The 19,056-nt window shown below is 43.9% G+C and carries 9 protein-coding genes; 8 read left to right on the forward strand and 1 reads right to left on the reverse strand.

Annotation, left to right across the window (positions count from 1 at the left end; all coding sequences use genetic code 11):
- The first annotated feature begins 2 nt into the window (after positions 1-2).
- On the forward strand, positions 3-3,464 hold the full coding sequence (locus FFM77_RS01170; RefSeq protein ID WP_137633920.1) for a LamG-like jellyroll fold domain-containing protein: 3,462 nt from the start codon (positions 3-5) through the stop codon (positions 3,462-3,464).
- 126 nt (positions 3,465-3,590) lie between these two features.
- Here FFM77_RS01170 and FFM77_RS01175 read toward each other — a convergent pair whose 3' ends face one another.
- A complete protein-coding gene (locus FFM77_RS01175) occupies positions 3,591-4,595 on the reverse strand; it encodes a LacI family DNA-binding transcriptional regulator (RefSeq protein ID WP_137633921.1) in 1,005 nt (334 codons plus the stop codon).
- Positions 4,596-4,871: 276 nt separating this feature from the next.
- Between FFM77_RS01175 and FFM77_RS01180 the strand changes: the two genes are divergently transcribed.
- The 7 genes from FFM77_RS01180 to FFM77_RS01210 form a co-directional block, all read left to right on the forward strand.
- Positions 4,872-6,926 (forward strand): beta-galactosidase, encoded by a 2,055-nt coding sequence (locus FFM77_RS01180; protein WP_137633922.1) that lies wholly within the window; start codon positions 4,872-4,874, stop codon positions 6,924-6,926.
- A 23-nt stretch (positions 6,927-6,949) separates the two neighbouring features.
- Positions 6,950-8,902, forward strand: a complete 1,953-nt coding sequence (locus FFM77_RS01185; protein WP_137633923.1) for a sugar MFS transporter — start codon at positions 6,950-6,952, stop codon at positions 8,900-8,902.
- 237 nt (positions 8,903-9,139) lie between these two features.
- Positions 9,140-9,829 (forward strand): DUF969 domain-containing protein, encoded by a 690-nt coding sequence (locus FFM77_RS01190; RefSeq protein ID WP_137633924.1) that lies wholly within the window; start codon positions 9,140-9,142, stop codon positions 9,827-9,829.
- Between the two features lie 245 nt (positions 9,830-10,074).
- Positions 10,075-11,226 carry an RNA-guided endonuclease InsQ/TnpB family protein gene (locus tag FFM77_RS01195; RefSeq protein WP_137633925.1) on the forward strand — a complete coding sequence of 384 codons (1,152 nt, stop codon included), beginning with the start codon at positions 10,075-10,077 and terminating at the stop codon, positions 11,224-11,226.
- 200 nt (positions 11,227-11,426) lie between these two features.
- The gene (locus FFM77_RS01200; RefSeq protein WP_137633926.1) at positions 11,427-12,350 is read left to right on the forward strand and encodes a DUF979 domain-containing protein; all 924 of its coding nucleotides are present in this window, start codon (positions 11,427-11,429) and stop codon (positions 12,348-12,350) included.
- Positions 12,351-12,367: 17 nt separating this feature from the next.
- A complete protein-coding gene (gene pcp, locus FFM77_RS01205) occupies positions 12,368-13,015 on the forward strand; it encodes a pyroglutamyl-peptidase I (RefSeq protein WP_137633927.1) in 648 nt (215 codons plus the stop codon).
- A gap of 894 nt (positions 13,016-13,909) precedes the next feature.
- Positions 13,910-19,056 (forward strand): KxYKxGKxW signal peptide domain-containing protein (locus FFM77_RS01210; protein WP_171001531.1); only part of this gene is annotated, 5,147 nt, incomplete at its 3' end.

Raw genomic sequence — 19,056 nt, forward strand, 5'->3', positions numbered from 1 at the left:
TTTTGAAGACCCGAGTGTTGACAACCATCGCATTATGTTCAGCAACATTATCGTTGCTAACAACTGCCACACCCGCTTTTGCAGCAGCAATACAGTATCAGAGTCATTCGGTAGCGAACCCTAAAACTACGATAAAACCTTTTGTAGATATTGATTTATCGCAAGCTAATCCGATTGATGGGGTAAAGACAATCCCAGAGGTTATTGCGCTAGGAACACCGCAAGTCGTGACGGATCCAACCATCAAGGGCAAAGTTACAAGTTTTGATGGTAACTCTGGTTATGTAGTACCATTTACAGAAAGTAATTATACGGAGATAAAAAATGGTGTCACGCTCGAAGCTTTTTTCAAATATGAAGGACCAACTAGTGGTGAAAAAGATATTTTTTCAAACCAAGAAGGCGGTGGTCTAGGACTTGGGATTCAAAACGGTAAGTTAACATTTTTTGCTCATGATGGTAAAGGTTACAAGACGCCTAATTCAACTTTTAAACAGGGTAAATGGAATCACGCAGTTGGGATTATTGATTTTAAGAATCATAAAACTAAATTATATTTAAATGGTAAGTTAGTAGGCAGTGTGACTAATAGTGGGAACTTCAAACGAGCCAATTCAGCTAATCATTTTATGATTGGTGGGGATAGTGGAAAAGATACTAGCTATGTTCAGTCAGCCATGATTGGAGAGGTTAAGACTGCTCGAATTTATAATCATGTTTTATCAGATGCTGAAGTTCAGCAGCTAAGTACAGCTGCTCGTGCAGATATAACGAGTGAAAAGGAAGTCATTCAAGCATTTGACACTCAATTGGTTGGGGCAGATGATGTTGTCGCTGGGCATAAGTATAGTTTAAACGTGCATACTCGGCAGCAAACAGCCGGTGATATTAATAACCTCGAGTATGATGTTTTATATGATCAAGATAAATTTGATTTTATTTCAGCTGACCAGTTATTAGGATCTAACAATACAACCGTGACGCAGACGAGTGCCGGCGTGTTACATGTTAAAACTAGTGCGGTTCTCTCTAAGAGTGAGATGCGGAAATATAGTCAAACGAAGCTAGCACGTATTAATTTGCGGGCTAAAATAAATGGTCACCAGAATGAGACGACTAAATTAACTGTAAAAAATGTGTCAGCAAGTGTTGATGGTAAAGATGTTAGTAATCCGAAAATGACTATTGCCGGTCAACAAAATGTGACCATTCATGCTAAAAATATTAATGATTACAATGGTGATGGCATTGTCGGGGCTGGTGATATCGCCTTGGCACCGACAGAACGCAAGCAGGCAGTAGCGGCAGAAGCTAAAATCCAACCATATAAACATGTGATTGTTTTAACCACTGATGGTGGTGGTAATCCATGGGATCCTAAAGGGATGTATTATGCCAAGGATGATAAGACAATCCCAACTTGGACTGAAGACAAAGATATTTTAGCTAAGCGAAAGAACACTTATACAATCGACTTATTCAAAAATAAATTTGCGATGAGTACCGATGCAGAGGCGGTTAGACCAACCATTTCTGCTCAGAACTATTCTTCAATGATTCATGGAATCCCGTGGGGTGATATGGATGAAAATTATAAAATGACAAATACATCTGCAGGGTTAGAGTACTTTAATGATTTTGGGAAAGAGCAAGCTAAGTATCCATCAGTATTTAAAGTATTACAAAAAGCTGCGCCTACTCAGAATATGGCTGCATTTTCGGAATGGGCACCGTTTTTAAACGGTATTATGGAACCAGATGCAGCTATTGAAAAACAACATTCAGGTGCTTTCAAATCTTTTGATGATGTTGCTGACTATATTGGTAGTGACCAGTATAAAGATACATCCGTAGTTTATATGCAAAGTGATCAAATGGATATCGAAGCACATGCTCATGGTTGGTACAATGATAACTATTGGAACCATTATGCAAGGTATGATTCGTTATTTAAAACTGTGATGGACAAACTTGAAGCGACTGGGCATATTCATGACACGCTAGTGATTGCTAATGCTGATCATGGTGGCGCGCTACATCGCCATGGTGGCCCATATTCAAATGACCCATCAAATTATAATATCTTTCTAGCGCTTGGCGGTGAGACTGTTGATGCAGGTAGGCGGATTAAAGGTGGTAGTAACGCAGATATTAGTTCATTGATTCTAAATGCGTTACAGGTTCAACAACCTGTTTCAATGACTGGTAAAGTATTTGATCCGTCAGCATTTCTCAGTCAAACCGAGTTAGCTAAAAAGCAACGTCAAGTTGAATCTATTAATTTAAAGAATGGTCAAAATAGATTTGATTTACAGTTTAAAGCTAATGGAAATCGCCAAATTCGGACTTTTGATGCACAAATTGATTTGGCCGGTCAAAGTCTTGATGATATTAAGATTCCTGAAGGGACTAAGGTATTACGAAAGTCAGTTGATAACGGCATCTTGAAATTAACGCTTAGTTTCGATGGGCAACCGACTGCCAATGTGGCAACTGTTATGCTTAAAGCAGGGAAAACTAGAGCTGTAGCTAAAACAATTATTAAACAAGCGATGTTAGGTACAGATAAGGGTACGGAGATCTTACCTGATTTAATTAATGATGTTAAGACTGGTAATGCGACAGTGCCAGCACCAAGCAAACCGGGAACAGGTAGTACAGCAACGCCAAAACCAGATAAACCGGGAACAGGTAGTACAGCAACGCCAAAACCAGATAAACCAGGTACAGGTAGTACAGCAACGCCAAAACCAGATAAACCAGGTACAGGTAGTACAGCAACGCCAAAACCAGATAAACCAGGAACAGGTAATACAGCAACGCCAAAACCAGATAAACCAAGTACAGGTAATACAGTAACACTAAAACCAGATACAAATAGTTCAACCAACACACCCAGTGTATCTGCTAATGGTAATGCACAAACATCTTCAAGTGCTGGTGATTCAATTTCTGCAAACTCAACATCTGAATCCCACAAAGAAAAGCCAGCCAAAAAGAACAAGTTAAAAGGCAAGATTGTCTACGCTCAAAAGAAACTTGGCTTCTACAAGAAAGCCAAATTTACCAAGAAGAATCGCTACAAGTTCTTTGCAGCAAAATCACAAAGCAAGTGGGCACAGTTCAAGATTGTGACGAAGAAGGGCAATCGTTACCAAGTCAAGGACATCAACAAGGGGTCTAAGACGTATGGTAAGACTGGGTATATTACCACAAACAGTAAATATATTACTTCCGCTGATTACACGAAGAAGCCAATCAAGGTTAAAGTAATCAATGCGAAAGGCTTGTCAGCTTACAACAGCAAGACGCTTAAAGGTAAGCACACAACCTACAAACGTGGGACGATGCTTAAGATTAGGAAACTCGTGAAGAGTAAAGGTAAGTTACGTTTACAATTGAAGAATGGTAAATATATCACTGTTGATAAACATATGATCCACGCTTACTTCGCCCATAAATAAGCTTTTAACCACTTTAATTGAATAAACCTCTGGAAAACGTCGGCCAATTGGTCGGCGTTTTCGATTAGAGTCCAACAAAGGCGGCCATGCTAAATCGAAAAATCGGTTTAGCATGGCCGCCTTGTTTTATTCAGTAGGTTTAGGAAAACTCTGCCGATAGACTAAATCAGCATCTAACAGAATCTTACGTTTGCCCCGAGTATCAAAAATCAAGGATTCTTTCAGCGCGTTAATCGCTAACTGTCCCAGCTCGTCGGTATCAATATGGAAGGTTGTTAGTGGCGGTGACACATATTGAGCAATATCGATATCGTTGATACTGATAATGGTCGTGTCTAACGGTACGGTAATCTTATGTTCATTAAAGGCCTGCAACACGCCAACGGCCAATGGATCCGAGGCGACTAAAAAGCCTTTAGGTAATGGCTGAGTTTGCAAAGAGGCGACGATCTGTTCACCCAATGCTTTGCCGCTAGCAACCGAGAAGTCTTTGCCGATAAAGACAAAACGGTCATCGTAACCATTTAGTTCACGCAAATAACTTTCAAAGTATTTCTGACGGGCATCCTTATGAACACTGCCGGCCTGATTATCAGACCAAAAGCCACCACCGATAAAGCCAATCGGAGCGATGTCACCTTGTCTAAACAAATCAATCGCACGTTCCGTGATTGCTTCCAGGTTAGGCTGTACCGAACTGAAGTGGTGCGGATCAGGATTAGCATCCACAAAGATCCGATGCGGAGATAATTGCCGTAATGCGAGTAAGCTTGTTTTTGAAAACTCACCAACGGCAATAAAGCCATCGATGTCTGGTGGGACGGCTTCGATATTATGATAGAAGCTGAGTTTCAGGTTTGATTGGTCACCATGCGTCACAATACTTTGGCGCAAATTACTATAGTAGACGTCTTCCAGTTCTTTTTGCGGTTGGACGGCAAAGATGACGGCGACTTGATAGGCTAAGCCACGAGTCGCATTTGGTTGTTGATAATTAAGGCTTTGCGCGGTTTTGAGAATTCGTTTACGGGCGGTATCTGAAATGGAAAAGGTTGGATCGTTATTCAACAATCTTGAGACTGTTGCCGGTGAATAGCCAGCTTTAGCGGCAATTTCACGAATGGTTGCCATACGACCACCTCCTAGTTAATGGTTTTACTAAAATTATCCTGATTTTTTAGCCAGTTAAATGGTTATTCACTAAATTGAATTGTTTTCCTAATTAAATAATACGCTTACATTTGCGAATGTAAAGCGATGTAATGGTGGTAAACAAGTTTAAATCTTGTTTACCACCTTTTAGTAATTAATTTATTAAACCGCTTTCATAAAGCCTGTAAATCCATTATGATTAAGCCATCGAATAAGTTAAACAAGCGACTAAAACGAAAGCGAGTGATTTTACTAATGACGAATCCTTTAAAGATTGATGGTTTTCTCCATGGCGGTGATTACAATCCCGACCAATGGCTTGATCATCCAGAAATTATTGATCAAGATTTTAACTACTTCAAAGAAGCTAAATTAAACGCAGTGACACTTGGCATTTTTTCTTGGGCCAAGTTGGAACCCAGTGAAGGGCATTACGACTTTAGCTGGTTAGATGATATTTTTGATCGAGCTGCGGCGCAAAACACCAAAGTCGTTTTAGCAACCCCGAGTGGGTCACGGCCTCAATGGTTAGCGCAAAAATATCCGGAAGTCTTACGGGTCGATGAGAATGGCCAACGCAACCAATATGGTGAACGCCATAATCATTGTTACACTTCGCCAGTTTATCGGGAAAAGGTCCAACAGATCAACCGGAAGTTAGCCGAACGTTATGGTGATCGCGATAACCTGGTGCTCTGGCATATTTCCAATGAATATGGTGGGCAATGTTATTGTGACCTTTGCCAAACCGAATTTCGGCGGTGGCTACAAGCTAAGTATCAGACCCTAGATCGGCTGAATCACGCTTATTGGAGTGGCTTTTGGGCGCATACCTATACGGACTGGAACCAGATCGTGGCGCCAACCCCACACAGTGATGTCGATGTGATGGGCTTAAACCTAGATTGGAAACGGTTTGTCACGGATCGGACGATTGATTTTTATGAAGCTGAGATTAAGCCATTACGCGAGTTGACACCGAACATCCCAATTACCACGAACTTTATGGGCGGTAATCCGCCAGAATCAGAAGTTTTCACCGATTTAGATTATCAAAAGTTTGCTAAGCATGTCGATATCGTCAGCTGGGACTCTTACCCGAACTGGAGTAACGGCTATGAAAGTACCGCGCATCTTGCGATGAAGACGGCCTTGATGAACGACATGATGCGTAGTTTGAAGCATGATAACTATTTAATTATGGAAAACACACCCTCGCAAGTCAATTGGCATCCAGTCAATCGGGCCAAACGACCGGGCATGCATGAAATGGCCAGTTTACAGGAAATCGCGCATGGTGCGGATTCAGTGATGTATTTCCAATTACATCAATCGCGTGGGGCTTCGGAGATGTTCCATGGGGCAGTGATTACGAATAATTTGAGTGATCAGACGCGGGCTTTTAAAGATGTGACGCAGGTTGGCAATGACTTACAACGGTTGCAGGCAGCGCATGATACTCACCGAACGGCTGCTAAAGTTGCGATTGTCTTTGATTATGACAATATGTGGGCGTTAAATGATGCTCGCAATTATGCCGGGGCGACGAAACACTATTGGGAAACGATTCAAAACCAGTATCAGTATTTTTGGCAGCATGATATTCCGGTTGAGTTAGTGGGCACGGATGCGGACTTAACGGCGTTTGACCTCGTGATTGATCCGATGCATTTCATGATGACCACGGTTTTTGCTGCAAAGTTAAAAGCTTATGTGGCGCAAGGCGGTCATCTGGTCGGCACGTATATTACCGGTGTCGTTGACCGAGATTTCTTAACTTATCAAGGCGGTTGGTTACCAGATTTACAAGCGGTATATGGCGTTACGGTGACGGAAACGGACACGTATTACCCCGAACAGCATAACCAACTCAAAGCTTTTGGACAGACGTATCAGATCAATGATTACAGTGACTTGGTAACGGTCAAGACAGCAGAAGTCTTGGGCACGTATCAACAAGATTTCTATGCTGGCACGGCTGCTTTAACCAAGCATCAGTTAGGAAAAGGCACCGCGTATTATTTGGCGGCACGGATGGATAATGCTGGTTTAGCCGACTTTTATCAACGGGTTGTGGCGGACTTAAACTTAGTACCAGCGATGCCAATTCAAAAGTCGACGGCGGCGGTTAGTATTCAGAGTCGTGAGAATGACCATGCCAAGTACTACTTTGTGATTAACTTTAGTCATGAACCAGCGACTGTAACCGTTACAGCGCCATTAGCCGATGCGTTGAACGCCAATCAGCCGGTTAGTGGCGAACAGACACTTGGTGCATATGGTGTGCGGGTCTTTGTAGCAACGAAATAGTCAAGTTTAATGGGGTGAAATTGATGGAAGAAAATGCAAATCAACAAGTTGTGACCAAAAAGAAACTGTCTTGGCATCAAGTGAATGAGGGCGTGGCCTTTGCGTTAGGTAATTTGGGACATTCGGCGTTTTATGGCGCTTTAAGTACGTATTTTATTGTGTATGTGACGAGTGGGATGTTTAGTGGCTTGCCTGTTAGCATTGCCAACAAGCTGATTGGGTTAATTACTGGGTTAGTCGTCGTCATTCGTTTAGCAGAAGTCGTCGTTGATCCGATTCTAGGGAATATCGTTGATAATACCGAAACACGCTGGGGCAAGTTTAAACCGTGGCAAGTCATCGGGAGTGTGGTTAGTTCGATTTTATTAGTCATTATTTTTACCGGAATCTTTGGACTTGCGAAAGTGAACTGGGTCCTGTTCGCGGTAGCATTCGTCATTTTATTTATCACGTTGGATATTTTCTACTCCCTAGCCGATGTCTCATATTGGGGCATGGTACCGGCGATTAGTGAAGATAGTCATGCGCGGGGAATCTTCACCTCGTTAGGCAGTTTCACGGGGTCAATCGGTTGGAATGGTTTGACGATGGTCGTTGTCCCAATCACCACTTATTTCACGTTTATGGCGACTGGTAAACACACTCAAGGTCCGCAAGGCTGGTTAGCCTTTGCGATAATCGTTGGGATTGTCGCTATCTTTTCCGCTTTATGTGTGGCCTTTGGGACGAAAGAAAAGAACAACGTCATTCGCCAAGCCGCTAAGCAAAAGACTTCTATTAAAGATGTGTTCGTCGGGATTGCGAAGAATGATCAGATCTTATGGATTAGTTTAGCGTACTTGTTATATTCTTTGGCGTACGTGGTCACAAATGGGGTCTTATATTACCTCTTCAAATTCGTAGTTGGGCAACCGGGCGAGTTCTGGATTGCCGGAGCCGTGGCAACGATTATTGGTTTTGGGACCGCCCCATTATACCCAATCTTAAATCGGTTCATTCCGCGGAAGGTTTTATATGCGGTCGGTCAAGTATCGATGATTTTATCTTACTTAATCTTTATTACGGCACATACGAATATGACGTTGTTGATTATCGGCTTGATTTTATTTAACTTTACCTTTGCCCAATTAGTTGTGGTGCTATCATTAACCGATTCAATCGAATATGGGCAATTAAAGAATGGTAACCGTAATGAAGCCGTCGTCTTAGCGGTTCGCCCAATGTTAGACAAGATTACCGGGGCGTTCTCCAACGGGATTGTCGGTGCGATTGCCTTAGTTGCCGGGATGACGGGGAGTGCGACCGCCGCAGATATGACGACGCATGACATTAATGTGTTCAATGGCTTGGCTTTTTACTTGCCATTAGCTTGCTCGATTCTGTCCTTGTTGGTTTTCATGTTCAAAGTTAAGATTACGGAAACCAGTCATGCTGAAATTGTTGATGAACTCCAAGCAAAGTTGGCAGATGGTGATATGAGTATCAGTGATACGGACGCAATGCCAGCTACCGATGCAGCTACGACAACGGTCTTAGCACCAGTCGATGGTGACGTCTTAGCGTTAACGGATGTGAACAATGGGGTTGATCAAGCGGGCTTACCAGGAACTGGCTTTGCGATTCAACCGAGCGACGGCCGCATCTATGCGCCATTTGATGGGACCATCAAGTTCACCTTCTCGACGAAGCATACATTTGGGATTATTTCTGAAAATGGCCTTGAAACCATTATTCATGCTGGGATTGATACGGTTAATCTCCGTGGGGAAGGTTTTACGACTTATTATCAGGATGGACAAACGGTCCATGCTGGTGATTTGTTATTGACCTTCGACCGGGATCTGATCCGGCAACATGGGTACAACGATGCCGTGATTACATTTTATACGCAACCTGGTCGATTAACGACTGTTCAGCCAATCGTGCCACATGCCGTTAAACATGGGGATGCGGTGATGTCAGTCACACTTAAATAGTACTAAAAAAGCTAATCGTAATGATTAGCTTTTTTATATTGAAATAATTTTTATTTATGTCGCAAATATGTTCGTAAAGCCAGTCACCGAACGACTTTCAAACCGCTTAAGGTCACCAACCAGCCCTTAACCGGATTTGACGGTCAGTCCGAAGCCATGCTAATCTGTTAAAAACGTTTACAATGATAAAAAAGTAATCATTATCATGAATTAGACGGCTAAAATGGGGGCAGTAATATGGAATATCTAAAGCTAATTGGGATCGTCATTATCATCTTGGGCTTCGCATTCAAGTTTGATACAATCGCGGTCGTGATTATTTCGGCGGTGGCGACCGCCTTAGTGGCTGGTATCTCGGTACCGGACTTATTAACGTTACTAGGTAAAAGTTTTGTGGAGAATCGCGTCGTCTCGTTGTTCTTCTTAACCTTACCGATGATTGGGGTTATTGAACGGCACGGTTTAAAACAAGCCGCCGTCAACGCCATCAAAAAATTGAAGAATTTAACACCGGGTCGTATTTTGAATTTATATTTACTGATCCGTGAGGTCGCTTGTGCCTTTGGGATTACGTTATCCGGGCAAGTTCAATTCGTCCGGCCACTAATTAGTCCAATGGTCCAAGCCGCGGCTGGGGCCCGGGAAAAGTTAACGCCGAAGCAGATTGACTTGATCAAAGCGCGGTCAGCAGCGACCGATAATTTCGGTAACTTCTACGCTCAGAACCTATTCGTGGCGTCTGGGGGCGTGTTATTAATGGCCAGTACGATGAAGTCGCTAGGCCATGCGGTTGAGCCAACCAGTATTGTCCTGTACTCGATTCCAATGGCGGTGATCACGTTTATCATCACGGCCATCTACAATATACGTTTTGACCGGCAATTTAATGTTAAGCGCAATAAGAAGCAGGCGGACGATAACTGTTAGCTAAAATGTAGTAAAACATGGTGTCTTATAGAAAAATGATCATATTATCTAAAGAAAGCAAACATGGAGTTGGATAGTATGAAAATTATTACCACAATGGTAAACCGCCTTTGTATTAATCTTGTAAAGTAAGTATTGATTGTGTAAATTCAGGATTAGTTTTGAGTTATTATGCTATATTGATTAAGTAACGTAATGAATGATTGTTTACGCTAACTTTTATCGCTGTCGAGGTGCTTATTAGCATGATTAGAACCCAGAAGGTCAGATTATCTCCTAACAGTCATATGCAGATAGCTCTCAGTAATTTATGTAATTATCGACGCTATTGCTGGAACAACGCACTAGCAACCTGGAACGATTTATACGAAGCCCATTGCTTAAGCGCTGACGATAATCCTAGACCTAGTCAATGGCTAGTTCGCAATGAATTAGTGGCAAACAAAGCTGACTGGCAATATGGCTTGTCAGCTCGGACCTTACAATTAACCGTTGCTGATTTAGGAATTGCTTGGCAGAACTTTTTTGATCAAGCTCAACCTAATTGGGGACGGCCAAAGCTCAAATCCAAGCGAGCACCACGCCAAGGCTTCAAAACTGACCGTGCTAAGTTAGTCGCAGGTAAGTTACGGTTAGATAAGCCATATGGTGTCAAAGATTGGTACGACATTCGCTTCAATAAGCAGGTCGATTTAAGTGGAATCTTAAAGTCCGTTAGTATTTATTGTGAGAATGGTATTTATTGGGCTTGCTTGAATTTTGAAGTAGCTATTGAACCGAAAATCAAAACTAATCAAGTGACAGCCGTGGATGTGAATGTCGGCCACTTGAACTATACGTTAGGTGTGTTAAAAACGCTGCCTCTCAAGTTGGTGCGCTTGTACAACCGGATTAAGTTCTATCAACGTCAATTGGCACGTAAACGTCAAGTTAATGGGAAACAGGCAACTAAAACGAAAGCCTATCTTGCAACGAAAAACAAGTTGCAACGAGACTATCGTAAAGTTGCCGATTGCCAACACGATCTGATGCATAAATTCACGACTATACTGGTTACTCAGTTTGATACGATTGTGATTGAAGATTTAGCCGTGAAGAAAATGCAGATGACACATGTCGCATCAAAAGGCTTACATCGCTCAATGTTTGGATATTTCCGTCAGCTACTAACTTATAAATGTCAATGGTATGGAAAAAAGTTGGTCCTAGCAGATCGACTCTATCCATCAACACAACGTTGTTCGGTTTGCGGCTATATCAAACAAGGTGAAGAAAAAGTGGGGTTGCGAGGTAATCAGCGCCATGGTACTCGACATAACGAGTATGACTGTTACCATTGTGGGGCTAGACTTGAGCGCGACGAAAACGCCGTGGCTAATTTATTAGCTTTGATTTAAAAAATATAAAACGATGGGGCTGGCTTAGCCCTTAAACTATCATAGCTGGTCAATGTAGTATTCCTAACTAGGAATATTGGAATACCAACGTTATAACGGTAGTAAGCAAAATAAAAGAAAGGAAATATGCAATCTTTCTAAATGTGGAAATCAGTAATGTTTTTCTACATTTCTCCATGTTTTGCATAGCAGGACTAGCAATGACCACATTTATAACTAATTTTCTAGAAGTCTTCTATGTCCTGATTGGGTTGATTATGCTATTTGCCGGAATTGAATCGTTTCGTGACCGGGAAAATCCCGCGCGAATCGGAACTGGATTGTTTTGGGTGATTCTGGCGGTAATCTTCGCCGGTGCTAAGTTCTTACCTTATCTGGTGATTGGTATTTTAATCCTAATCTTGGGCCTGTTATCATTATTCAAACAAATTAAACCCGGCAATATCAAAGGGATCGATGAAAAAGTTGCCGAAAAATCGGCGCAACGACTTGGCGGCTGGATCTTCATGCCGAGTGTGGTTTTAGCGATTCTCTCAATCGTGATTGCACAGTTCACGCCATTAGGAGGGCAGATTGGAATTGGCATTTCGTCTGTCGTGGCGCTCATTACGGCTGCCGTGATGACCCGTGCTAATGCCAATATGACTTATCATGATAGTGAACGAATGGTGCGGTCGATGGGAACAGCGGGTATCTTGCCACAATTATTGGCCATGTTGGGTGCTGTCTTTACGGCTTCCGGTGTGGGTGAGTTAACGGCTAAAGCCATTTCAGGGGTGTTCCCAGTTGGTAATCATTTGTTAGGAGTGGCGTTATATTGTATTGCCATGGCCGTCTTCACGATGATTATGGGGAACGGCTTTGCGGCCTTTGCTGTCATTACCGCAGGAATTGGGATTCCATTTGTCGTGGCGCAAGGTGGCGCACCAGTTGTGGTCGCTGCGCTTGGGATGACGTCGGGGTATTGTGGCACGTTGATGACCCCGATGGCAGCTAACTTTAATTCGCTACCAGTCGCCCTAATGGAAATGAAGGATAACTTGGGCGTCATTAATCAACAGGCGCCGGTTGCGATTGTGTTGTTAGTGATTCAGATTGGCTTGATGTATGTGTTAGCATTTTAATTTTTGGAGGTCTTTTGATGAAGATTTTAGTAACTGGCTTTGATCCCTTTGGTGATGATCAGATTAATCCGGCCATTGAAACGGTCAAACGCTTGCCCGACCAAATTGCTGGTGCCGCAATCGTTAAGCTAGAAATTCCCACGATTTTTGACCGCTGTGCCGAAGTTGTCCATGCAGCGATTATCAAAGAACAACCGGACTATGTGTTAGATGTCGGGCAAGCCGGTGGTCGGTATGCATTGACACCAGAACGGGTGGCCATTAACTTCGATGATGGTCGGATTGCGGACAATGCCGGCTTTCAACCATTGAACCGACCGATTCATGCTGACGGCGAAGCTGCTTACTTTACGCAGTTACCGGTTAAGGCAATGGCGAAAGCAATTCGCGCTGTTGGACTGCCAAGTGTGGTCTCAACGACGGCGGGGACGTATGTCTGCAACCACATTATGTACCAGGTTCAGTACATGCGGGCTAAAGAATTCCCGAACTTGAAGGCGGGCTTTATCCATATTCCATTCTTACCAGATCAAGTGACCGCTCGACCAAATACACCGGCGTTATCTTTAGCCGATGATGTCCGTGGCCTGACAGCGGCAATTGAAGCGATTGTTGATCGCGATGGTCGCGGCGATATTGAGACAATCGAAGGTAGCATTGCTTAAAGCGATAGCTAAAATCCTGTTAAAAACTAGTACGCTAGTTTTTAACAGGATTTTTTGGTTACTAGTCAAAGTTGAATCAGGTCATAAGTAAAAACAGCAAGGTGCTGCTATCAAGTGGCTAATCAACAGCCATCCTGTCAATAAATACTAGTCCGCAGAACATGTTCGACTAGTCATGATTTATAGCTGGAAAGGTTAAAATTTAGCGCTAGTTTCGTTACCTAACAACTTTGATGACGAAAAATAGCGACCAATTTTCAGTAAATCGCAATTACGCATTATCAATGTGGGAAAATGGGACCGGTTGAATGCCATTGACGCAGTCTCAATGGTTGAGGCAAGTCGACCTTTATCTTAGTTATTTAACTTGAAGAATGAATTAGCCCTTTTTTCGAAAAATTTTTTCAAGTAATAAAAAGTTAATTATTTTCTATTATTAATAACTATTAAAATTTAGAAATGTTTGAAAAAATGGTTTCATTGATAACCCACCTTATTCAGATACATACAAAGATAGTTGACTGTCGAAACAAACGAATCACGTCAGTTTATCGCTGCTTTATCAGCAATATAACCTGTTAGAAGTAGTTTTTATTTTCATGAAAATAAAGCTATTTTAATTTGAGTTTACATTATTACCTGATAATCACTGATATACCGGCATCTTATTTCTGTGCAAACAAAGTGACTCGCACATTGTTTTATCAGAAAGTGCTAGCAACAAATTAAGTTTTTTATGTTTCCATATTTTGATTTCAATGATAATATAAGCGATGTCAATGATAATTAACGTGCTAAACAAAGAATGAGCATTATTGTTTGACACAGGAACATTAATTACTGAATTGAGTATGTTTATCAAACAGGAAAAGTTTAAGAAAGAAGGCATATATCGTGAATTTTCTACGGAATAAGGCTTTTAAAGGCGATCCCAAATTACACTATAAGATGTTTAAAGTTGGCCGGGCATGGGTTTTCACAACTATGGCTAGTTTTGCGTTGACTGGGGCACTGCAATTATCAGCTAAGGCTGACACAACAACTGACTCAGCAGCTGAAAGCAGTGTAGTGGCAACTAGCGCTGCGACCAGCAGTTCAACAACTAATAAGACTCAGGATCAAGACTATGCTGCCGCGGCCGCTTTAGCAGCTGCAACGGCGAATGATACGGCAACTAGTGCGTCAACAACATCAGCAACCAGCTCATCAACTGCTAGTGTCTCATCAGAACCGACTGTTGATAGCAGTAGCGTTGAGACCAGTTCTGAAACGAGCAGTGTGGCCGATGATGACCAACCGACAGCGACCACTGACGCTGACAGTACTAGTGACGCGAGTTCATCAGTTAGTGAGGCTGATAACAGTGTCGCCACTAATGAAACCAGCAGTGCGGCTTCGAGTGAAGCTAGCTCGGCTGAATCAATCACCGATAACGTGGCTGATGACACCACCACTGATACAACGGATGCCGATGTTGCAGTCGTTTCTGAAGAAACTGCGTCCAACAGTTTAAACGGTGACCAAACAAACACGACCGTTAGCAGCGTAGCCACAGTTGAAACGACCATGGCGGTTGCGGAAGAAGATTTAGCTGAAATTACCGATACGAGTCGCGATACGGCGGTCGCACCGGTAACCTATAAGGTCGTTGCCAAAGACAATACCGATAGTTCGGCTGCCCAAGCTGCTGCCGCTGCTGCTGAAAAAGCCAACTCAGCCGCACTTACTGCTAGTAGTTATGCGAAGTTAGTTAATAATTTACAGACCCAGACAGCAACTAGTGCCGCTCAAAAAGCATATCAAGAAGCATTAATGGCTGCTGATATGGCTAACTACTACAATAGCTTGGCGAATATGTATCTGGATGCTTCCGAAAATGGTGCTGGTGACTTAACTCAAAATGCCGTTAATTATGCCAATGCCAGTTCAGTTGCATCAGACGCTGTACTTACCGCTTTATCCGCTGCTGATCGAGCATCTTCTGAAGCCGAAACAGCTCGCAGTGCGGCGACCCAAGGGTTAGTTAACTTAGCAAGTAGTAACTATGCGATTGCGAGTTCCGCTGCTTCCGCTGCTAATCTTGCGGCCAGTGAAGCTGCCGAAGCTGCGAACAGTGCTTACTTAGCGATGCAATATGATAAAAACAATACCGCCGTTTCTGACGCTTACACGACTGCCACAACAGCTTCGACCCAAGCGTCAACTGCGGCTGCTAAAGCAACCAATGCGGCTGGCTTAGCCTCTGCTGCTTACGATGCAGCCATTCAAGCCGCGGCTGCCGATGATTATGAAGCTGGGAGTACCGCCTTTTCAAACGTGACGGATAATATGACGATTGCGGTCGCTCAAAACGCTTTGGCTAGCACCGCAAATTCAACGGCTCAAGCGGCTGCCAAAGCGGCAAACTCGACATCAATCACTGATGCAGCGTCATCCGCTGCTAACGATGCGGCGACGGCTGGTTCTTATAGCAATGATGCTAATTCATCCGCCGTTGAAGCGGGAGCCTATGAAGGAAATCAGGCTAGTTACTATGCTGACCAAGCCGCTCAAGCCGCCACGGGAGCTAGCGAACAATACAGTATTGCGAGTTCAGCTGCTGCTGCAGCCATCGTTGCGGCAACACCTAAGGAAGCTAATTCATTAGCACGGGTCGCGGCCACGGCCATGGAAGCTGCTGGAAGTTACGCTGAAGATGCAGCAACCAACGCTGAGTTAGCGAAGTTATTTGCCATTGCCGATGTTGAAAATGAACAAAACGTGCATAGCAAAGCGGATGCTGTTTTAACAACCAGTACTGAAACCGTTGCGGTCGGTGGTAACGCGCATTTCCAAGTGAAAGTGACACCTAATTCGGGAAATGTGAAGTCTCAGAGCTTTGTCTGGTTTGTCTCGACTGATCGCCACAATTGGACCAGCCTTGGTGATGGTAGTACCGATGGCAGTTTAGCTTATCAGTTGCAGCAATCAGGAACGTATTATTTCCAAGCGCTTGCTTCAGGGACTTACAGTCAACTGATTATTGGAACTGGTAAATTTGAAGCGTCGACTAACATTGTTACGGTCGTTGTAACGAATCCGTCCGGAACCTACGAAGAACAAGGTGAAAGCTCAGCAAGTTTAGCGGCCAAACAAGCTTCCGCGGCCAATTCAATGGCAGCTGCAGCTAGTGATGCGATTGCGACTGCAAATTCATCCGCGAACTTAAACGGGTCCTTAGCGACATTCGCCAATAGCAATGCCAAATCCGCTTATAAACAAGCTGATAGTTATGCCAAGCAAACTGCCGCAGCTGCGAGTGCTGCTAAATCAGCCAGTGACGAAATCGCCAGCATGCAAAATACCGGTGACTATGTGTCAGCAAGTTCATATGCGGCTGATGCGGCTAGCTATGCGGCCAATGCAAGTTCATTAGCGGCGCAGACCAGTTCTGCGGCTTCAGCTGCGATGAGTTACATCAACGATGCTTTAGGAATTGCGGTGGATGAAGATGGTGGGGACGCTGCTGCTAGTTATTTAGCAAGTAGTTACGCTAAATCTGCCGCGGCTGCTGCTTCCAGTGCTGCTAAAGATGCGGCGACGGCGACATCACATGCGAGTGATGCTAATAATGCCTACACAGCTGGTGGGAGTGACTTCAATGGTGGTACCGCGGGTTATCTAAGTGATGCGAAGTCCGCCGCATCAACTGCCAATTCATTTGCTGAGGTATCAAGTAGCTATGCTGCGGCCGCTGCATCGTATGCGGCTGAATTGAACTACAAGAGTGCCGAATTACAAATGAAGTATGCAGATTTAAACGCCATCTATGCAAATGATAACTTAGTGTTAGCTGCTAGTGCTGCTAGCACGGTTACGAGTATGGTGGTCAATGCTGAATCAGTTTACTACAACTCATTGGCACAAGATGCCGCGACCGCTGCTACGGCAGCCAATGCTTCTGGAACATCGTTAGCTGCGGCTGCGAGTTCATTAGCGGCTAAGTTTACGCAAAATACGAGTTTAGGGTCATCATATGTGGCTTCACTACAAGGCTATGCTGATGACACATTGAGTGCCGCAGCTGAAGCAACGCGGGCTTCTGGTAACGCAAAGAAGTACATGAGCTTAGCGACTTCTGCGGTTGCTGCTGGTGAATTCGCGGATGCTAGTTCTTATGTAGCCTTATCAAAGCAAGCAAATACTGATGCCGATTCTTATGCCGCCGTTGCGGCTACTGCAGCGACTGCTGGGGCAGCGGAAGAGCTTAATGCGATTAACTATTCTAACAATACGACGTTCTATGATAAAAATACGGGTGACTCCACCAGCATTTGGGGCGTAGTTGTTAGTGGTGGGATGACATCACAACCGGCCGCGGTTACGTCAACAACTAAAGGTGGAACGGTCACCTTATCAGGATCCTCATCACTTGGCTTAGGTGTACCTGCAATTGGGGTTACAACAACATGGTACGTTCAAGTTAATGGGACGTGGATGGCGGCTTCAAAAGCGGGCGATTATTTTGATATTGTGAGTGAAGTAAACAATAACAGTGGTAGTGCCATTGGTGTGGCGCAAACATCACGTAGCGCAATTACCATGAAATTTAAACCGACTTTCCACGGAACGCTCTTATTCCAAATGGTTTCAGTTTACGCAGATATGGGCATAACAACGAAAAAGATTGCAAGTAACTTAGCTGAAGTTGATGTTTATGACAATGATATTCCGGCAACAAGTATCGACATCAGTGGTGCTGACTACGTGGTCGTTTCAAACGTTAATGGTACCACTCAAGCTGGTGATGACACAGACGATAAGGCGACTAGTCAATTTGTAGCGGTTACTAAGCCTGGTAATGCCACCGGTGAGATTTCCTGGTCAAGTAGTAATGAAGATATTGCCACGATTGATAATGCTGGGTTATTAACTGCCATTCAATCTGGCTCAGTAGTCATTACCGTTACTATCCAGAATGCTGATGGGTCAACATATAGTGCTCATAAGACGATTGCAATTGGTAATGGCCTGAGTGATCAGAATCTGGCTGCTGGTGATAACTTAGTTTGGGAACCAGTCGGCACTCAAACTGGTAGTGAAAGTGATGTCACTTATCAATGGTACTTTGCCACCCAAGCTGATGGATCAGATGGAACGGCCATTGATGGTGCGACTACTGGAAAGTTAGAATTAAGCGATGTTAAACTTGGCCAAGCTGGTTATTACTATTTGGTCATTACTAACGGCGATCAAAAGGTTACTTTAGGGACAGCTTACCTTGGTGTTGATGCCATCCAGACCGAAGCCGCAAGTTCAGCGGCCGATGAAACTGCGGGTCATGCTGCCGATGCAACTTCTTATGCGACCGTGGCTGGCAAGTACGCCGATGTTGCTGACAAGTATTCCGGTGTTAATGAATCAGCTGCTAGTTACGCGCAACAAGCTGCCGATGCTGCTGCCGAAGCTCAAAGTCAAGCTGATGCTGCTAACGCTGCGAGTGCCGCCGCTGAAGAAGCTCGTCAAAATGCCAAATCAGCCGAAGCTGCCGGAAATAATTCTGAAGCCGCAGAACATGCGAAAAAGGCTAAGGAAGCTGCGAGTGCTGCCAAGGATGCAAAAGAAAAAGCTGCTAAGGCTGCTGGCGATGCGGGTTATTACGCCGCTCTAGCTGCTAATGAAAACGGCGACGATACCGATACAGATACCGATTCTGATACAGATACCGATTCTGATACAGATACTGATTCCGACACGGATACCGACTCGGATACAGATACTGACTCGGATACAGATACTGACTCGGATACAGATACTGATTCCGATACGGATACTGATTCCGATACGGATACTGATTCCGATACGGATACTGACTCGGACACCGATACCGACTCAGATACGGATACTGACTCAGATACGGATACTGATTCTGATACCGATACCGACTCGGATACGGATACTGACTCGGACACCGACACCGATACCGACTCAGATACGGATACTGATTCTGATACCGATACCGACTCGGATACGGATACTGACTCGGACACCGACACCGATAC

This window comes from Lactiplantibacillus songbeiensis (assembly GCF_005405125.1).
Classification (GTDB): domain Bacteria; phylum Bacillota; class Bacilli; order Lactobacillales; family Lactobacillaceae; genus Lactiplantibacillus; species Lactiplantibacillus songbeiensis.

Coding starts and splice junctions, on each gene's coding strand:
- FFM77_RS01175 (WP_137633921.1), bottom strand. CDS start 4,595: ATGGCAACCATTCGTGAAATTGCCGCTAAAGCTGGCTATTCACCGGCA.
- FFM77_RS01180 (WP_137633922.1), top strand. CDS start 4,872: ATGACGAATCCTTTAAAGATTGATGGTTTTCTCCATGGCGGTGATTAC.
- FFM77_RS01185 (WP_137633923.1), top strand. CDS start 6,950: ATGGAAGAAAATGCAAATCAACAAGTTGTGACCAAAAAGAAACTGTCT.
- FFM77_RS01190 (WP_137633924.1), top strand. CDS start 9,140: ATGGAATATCTAAAGCTAATTGGGATCGTCATTATCATCTTGGGCTTC.
- FFM77_RS01195 (WP_137633925.1), top strand. CDS start 10,075: ATGATTAGAACCCAGAAGGTCAGATTATCTCCTAACAGTCATATGCAG.
- FFM77_RS01200 (WP_137633926.1), top strand. CDS start 11,427: ATGACCACATTTATAACTAATTTTCTAGAAGTCTTCTATGTCCTGATT.
- pcp (WP_137633927.1), top strand. CDS start 12,368: ATGAAGATTTTAGTAACTGGCTTTGATCCCTTTGGTGATGATCAGATT.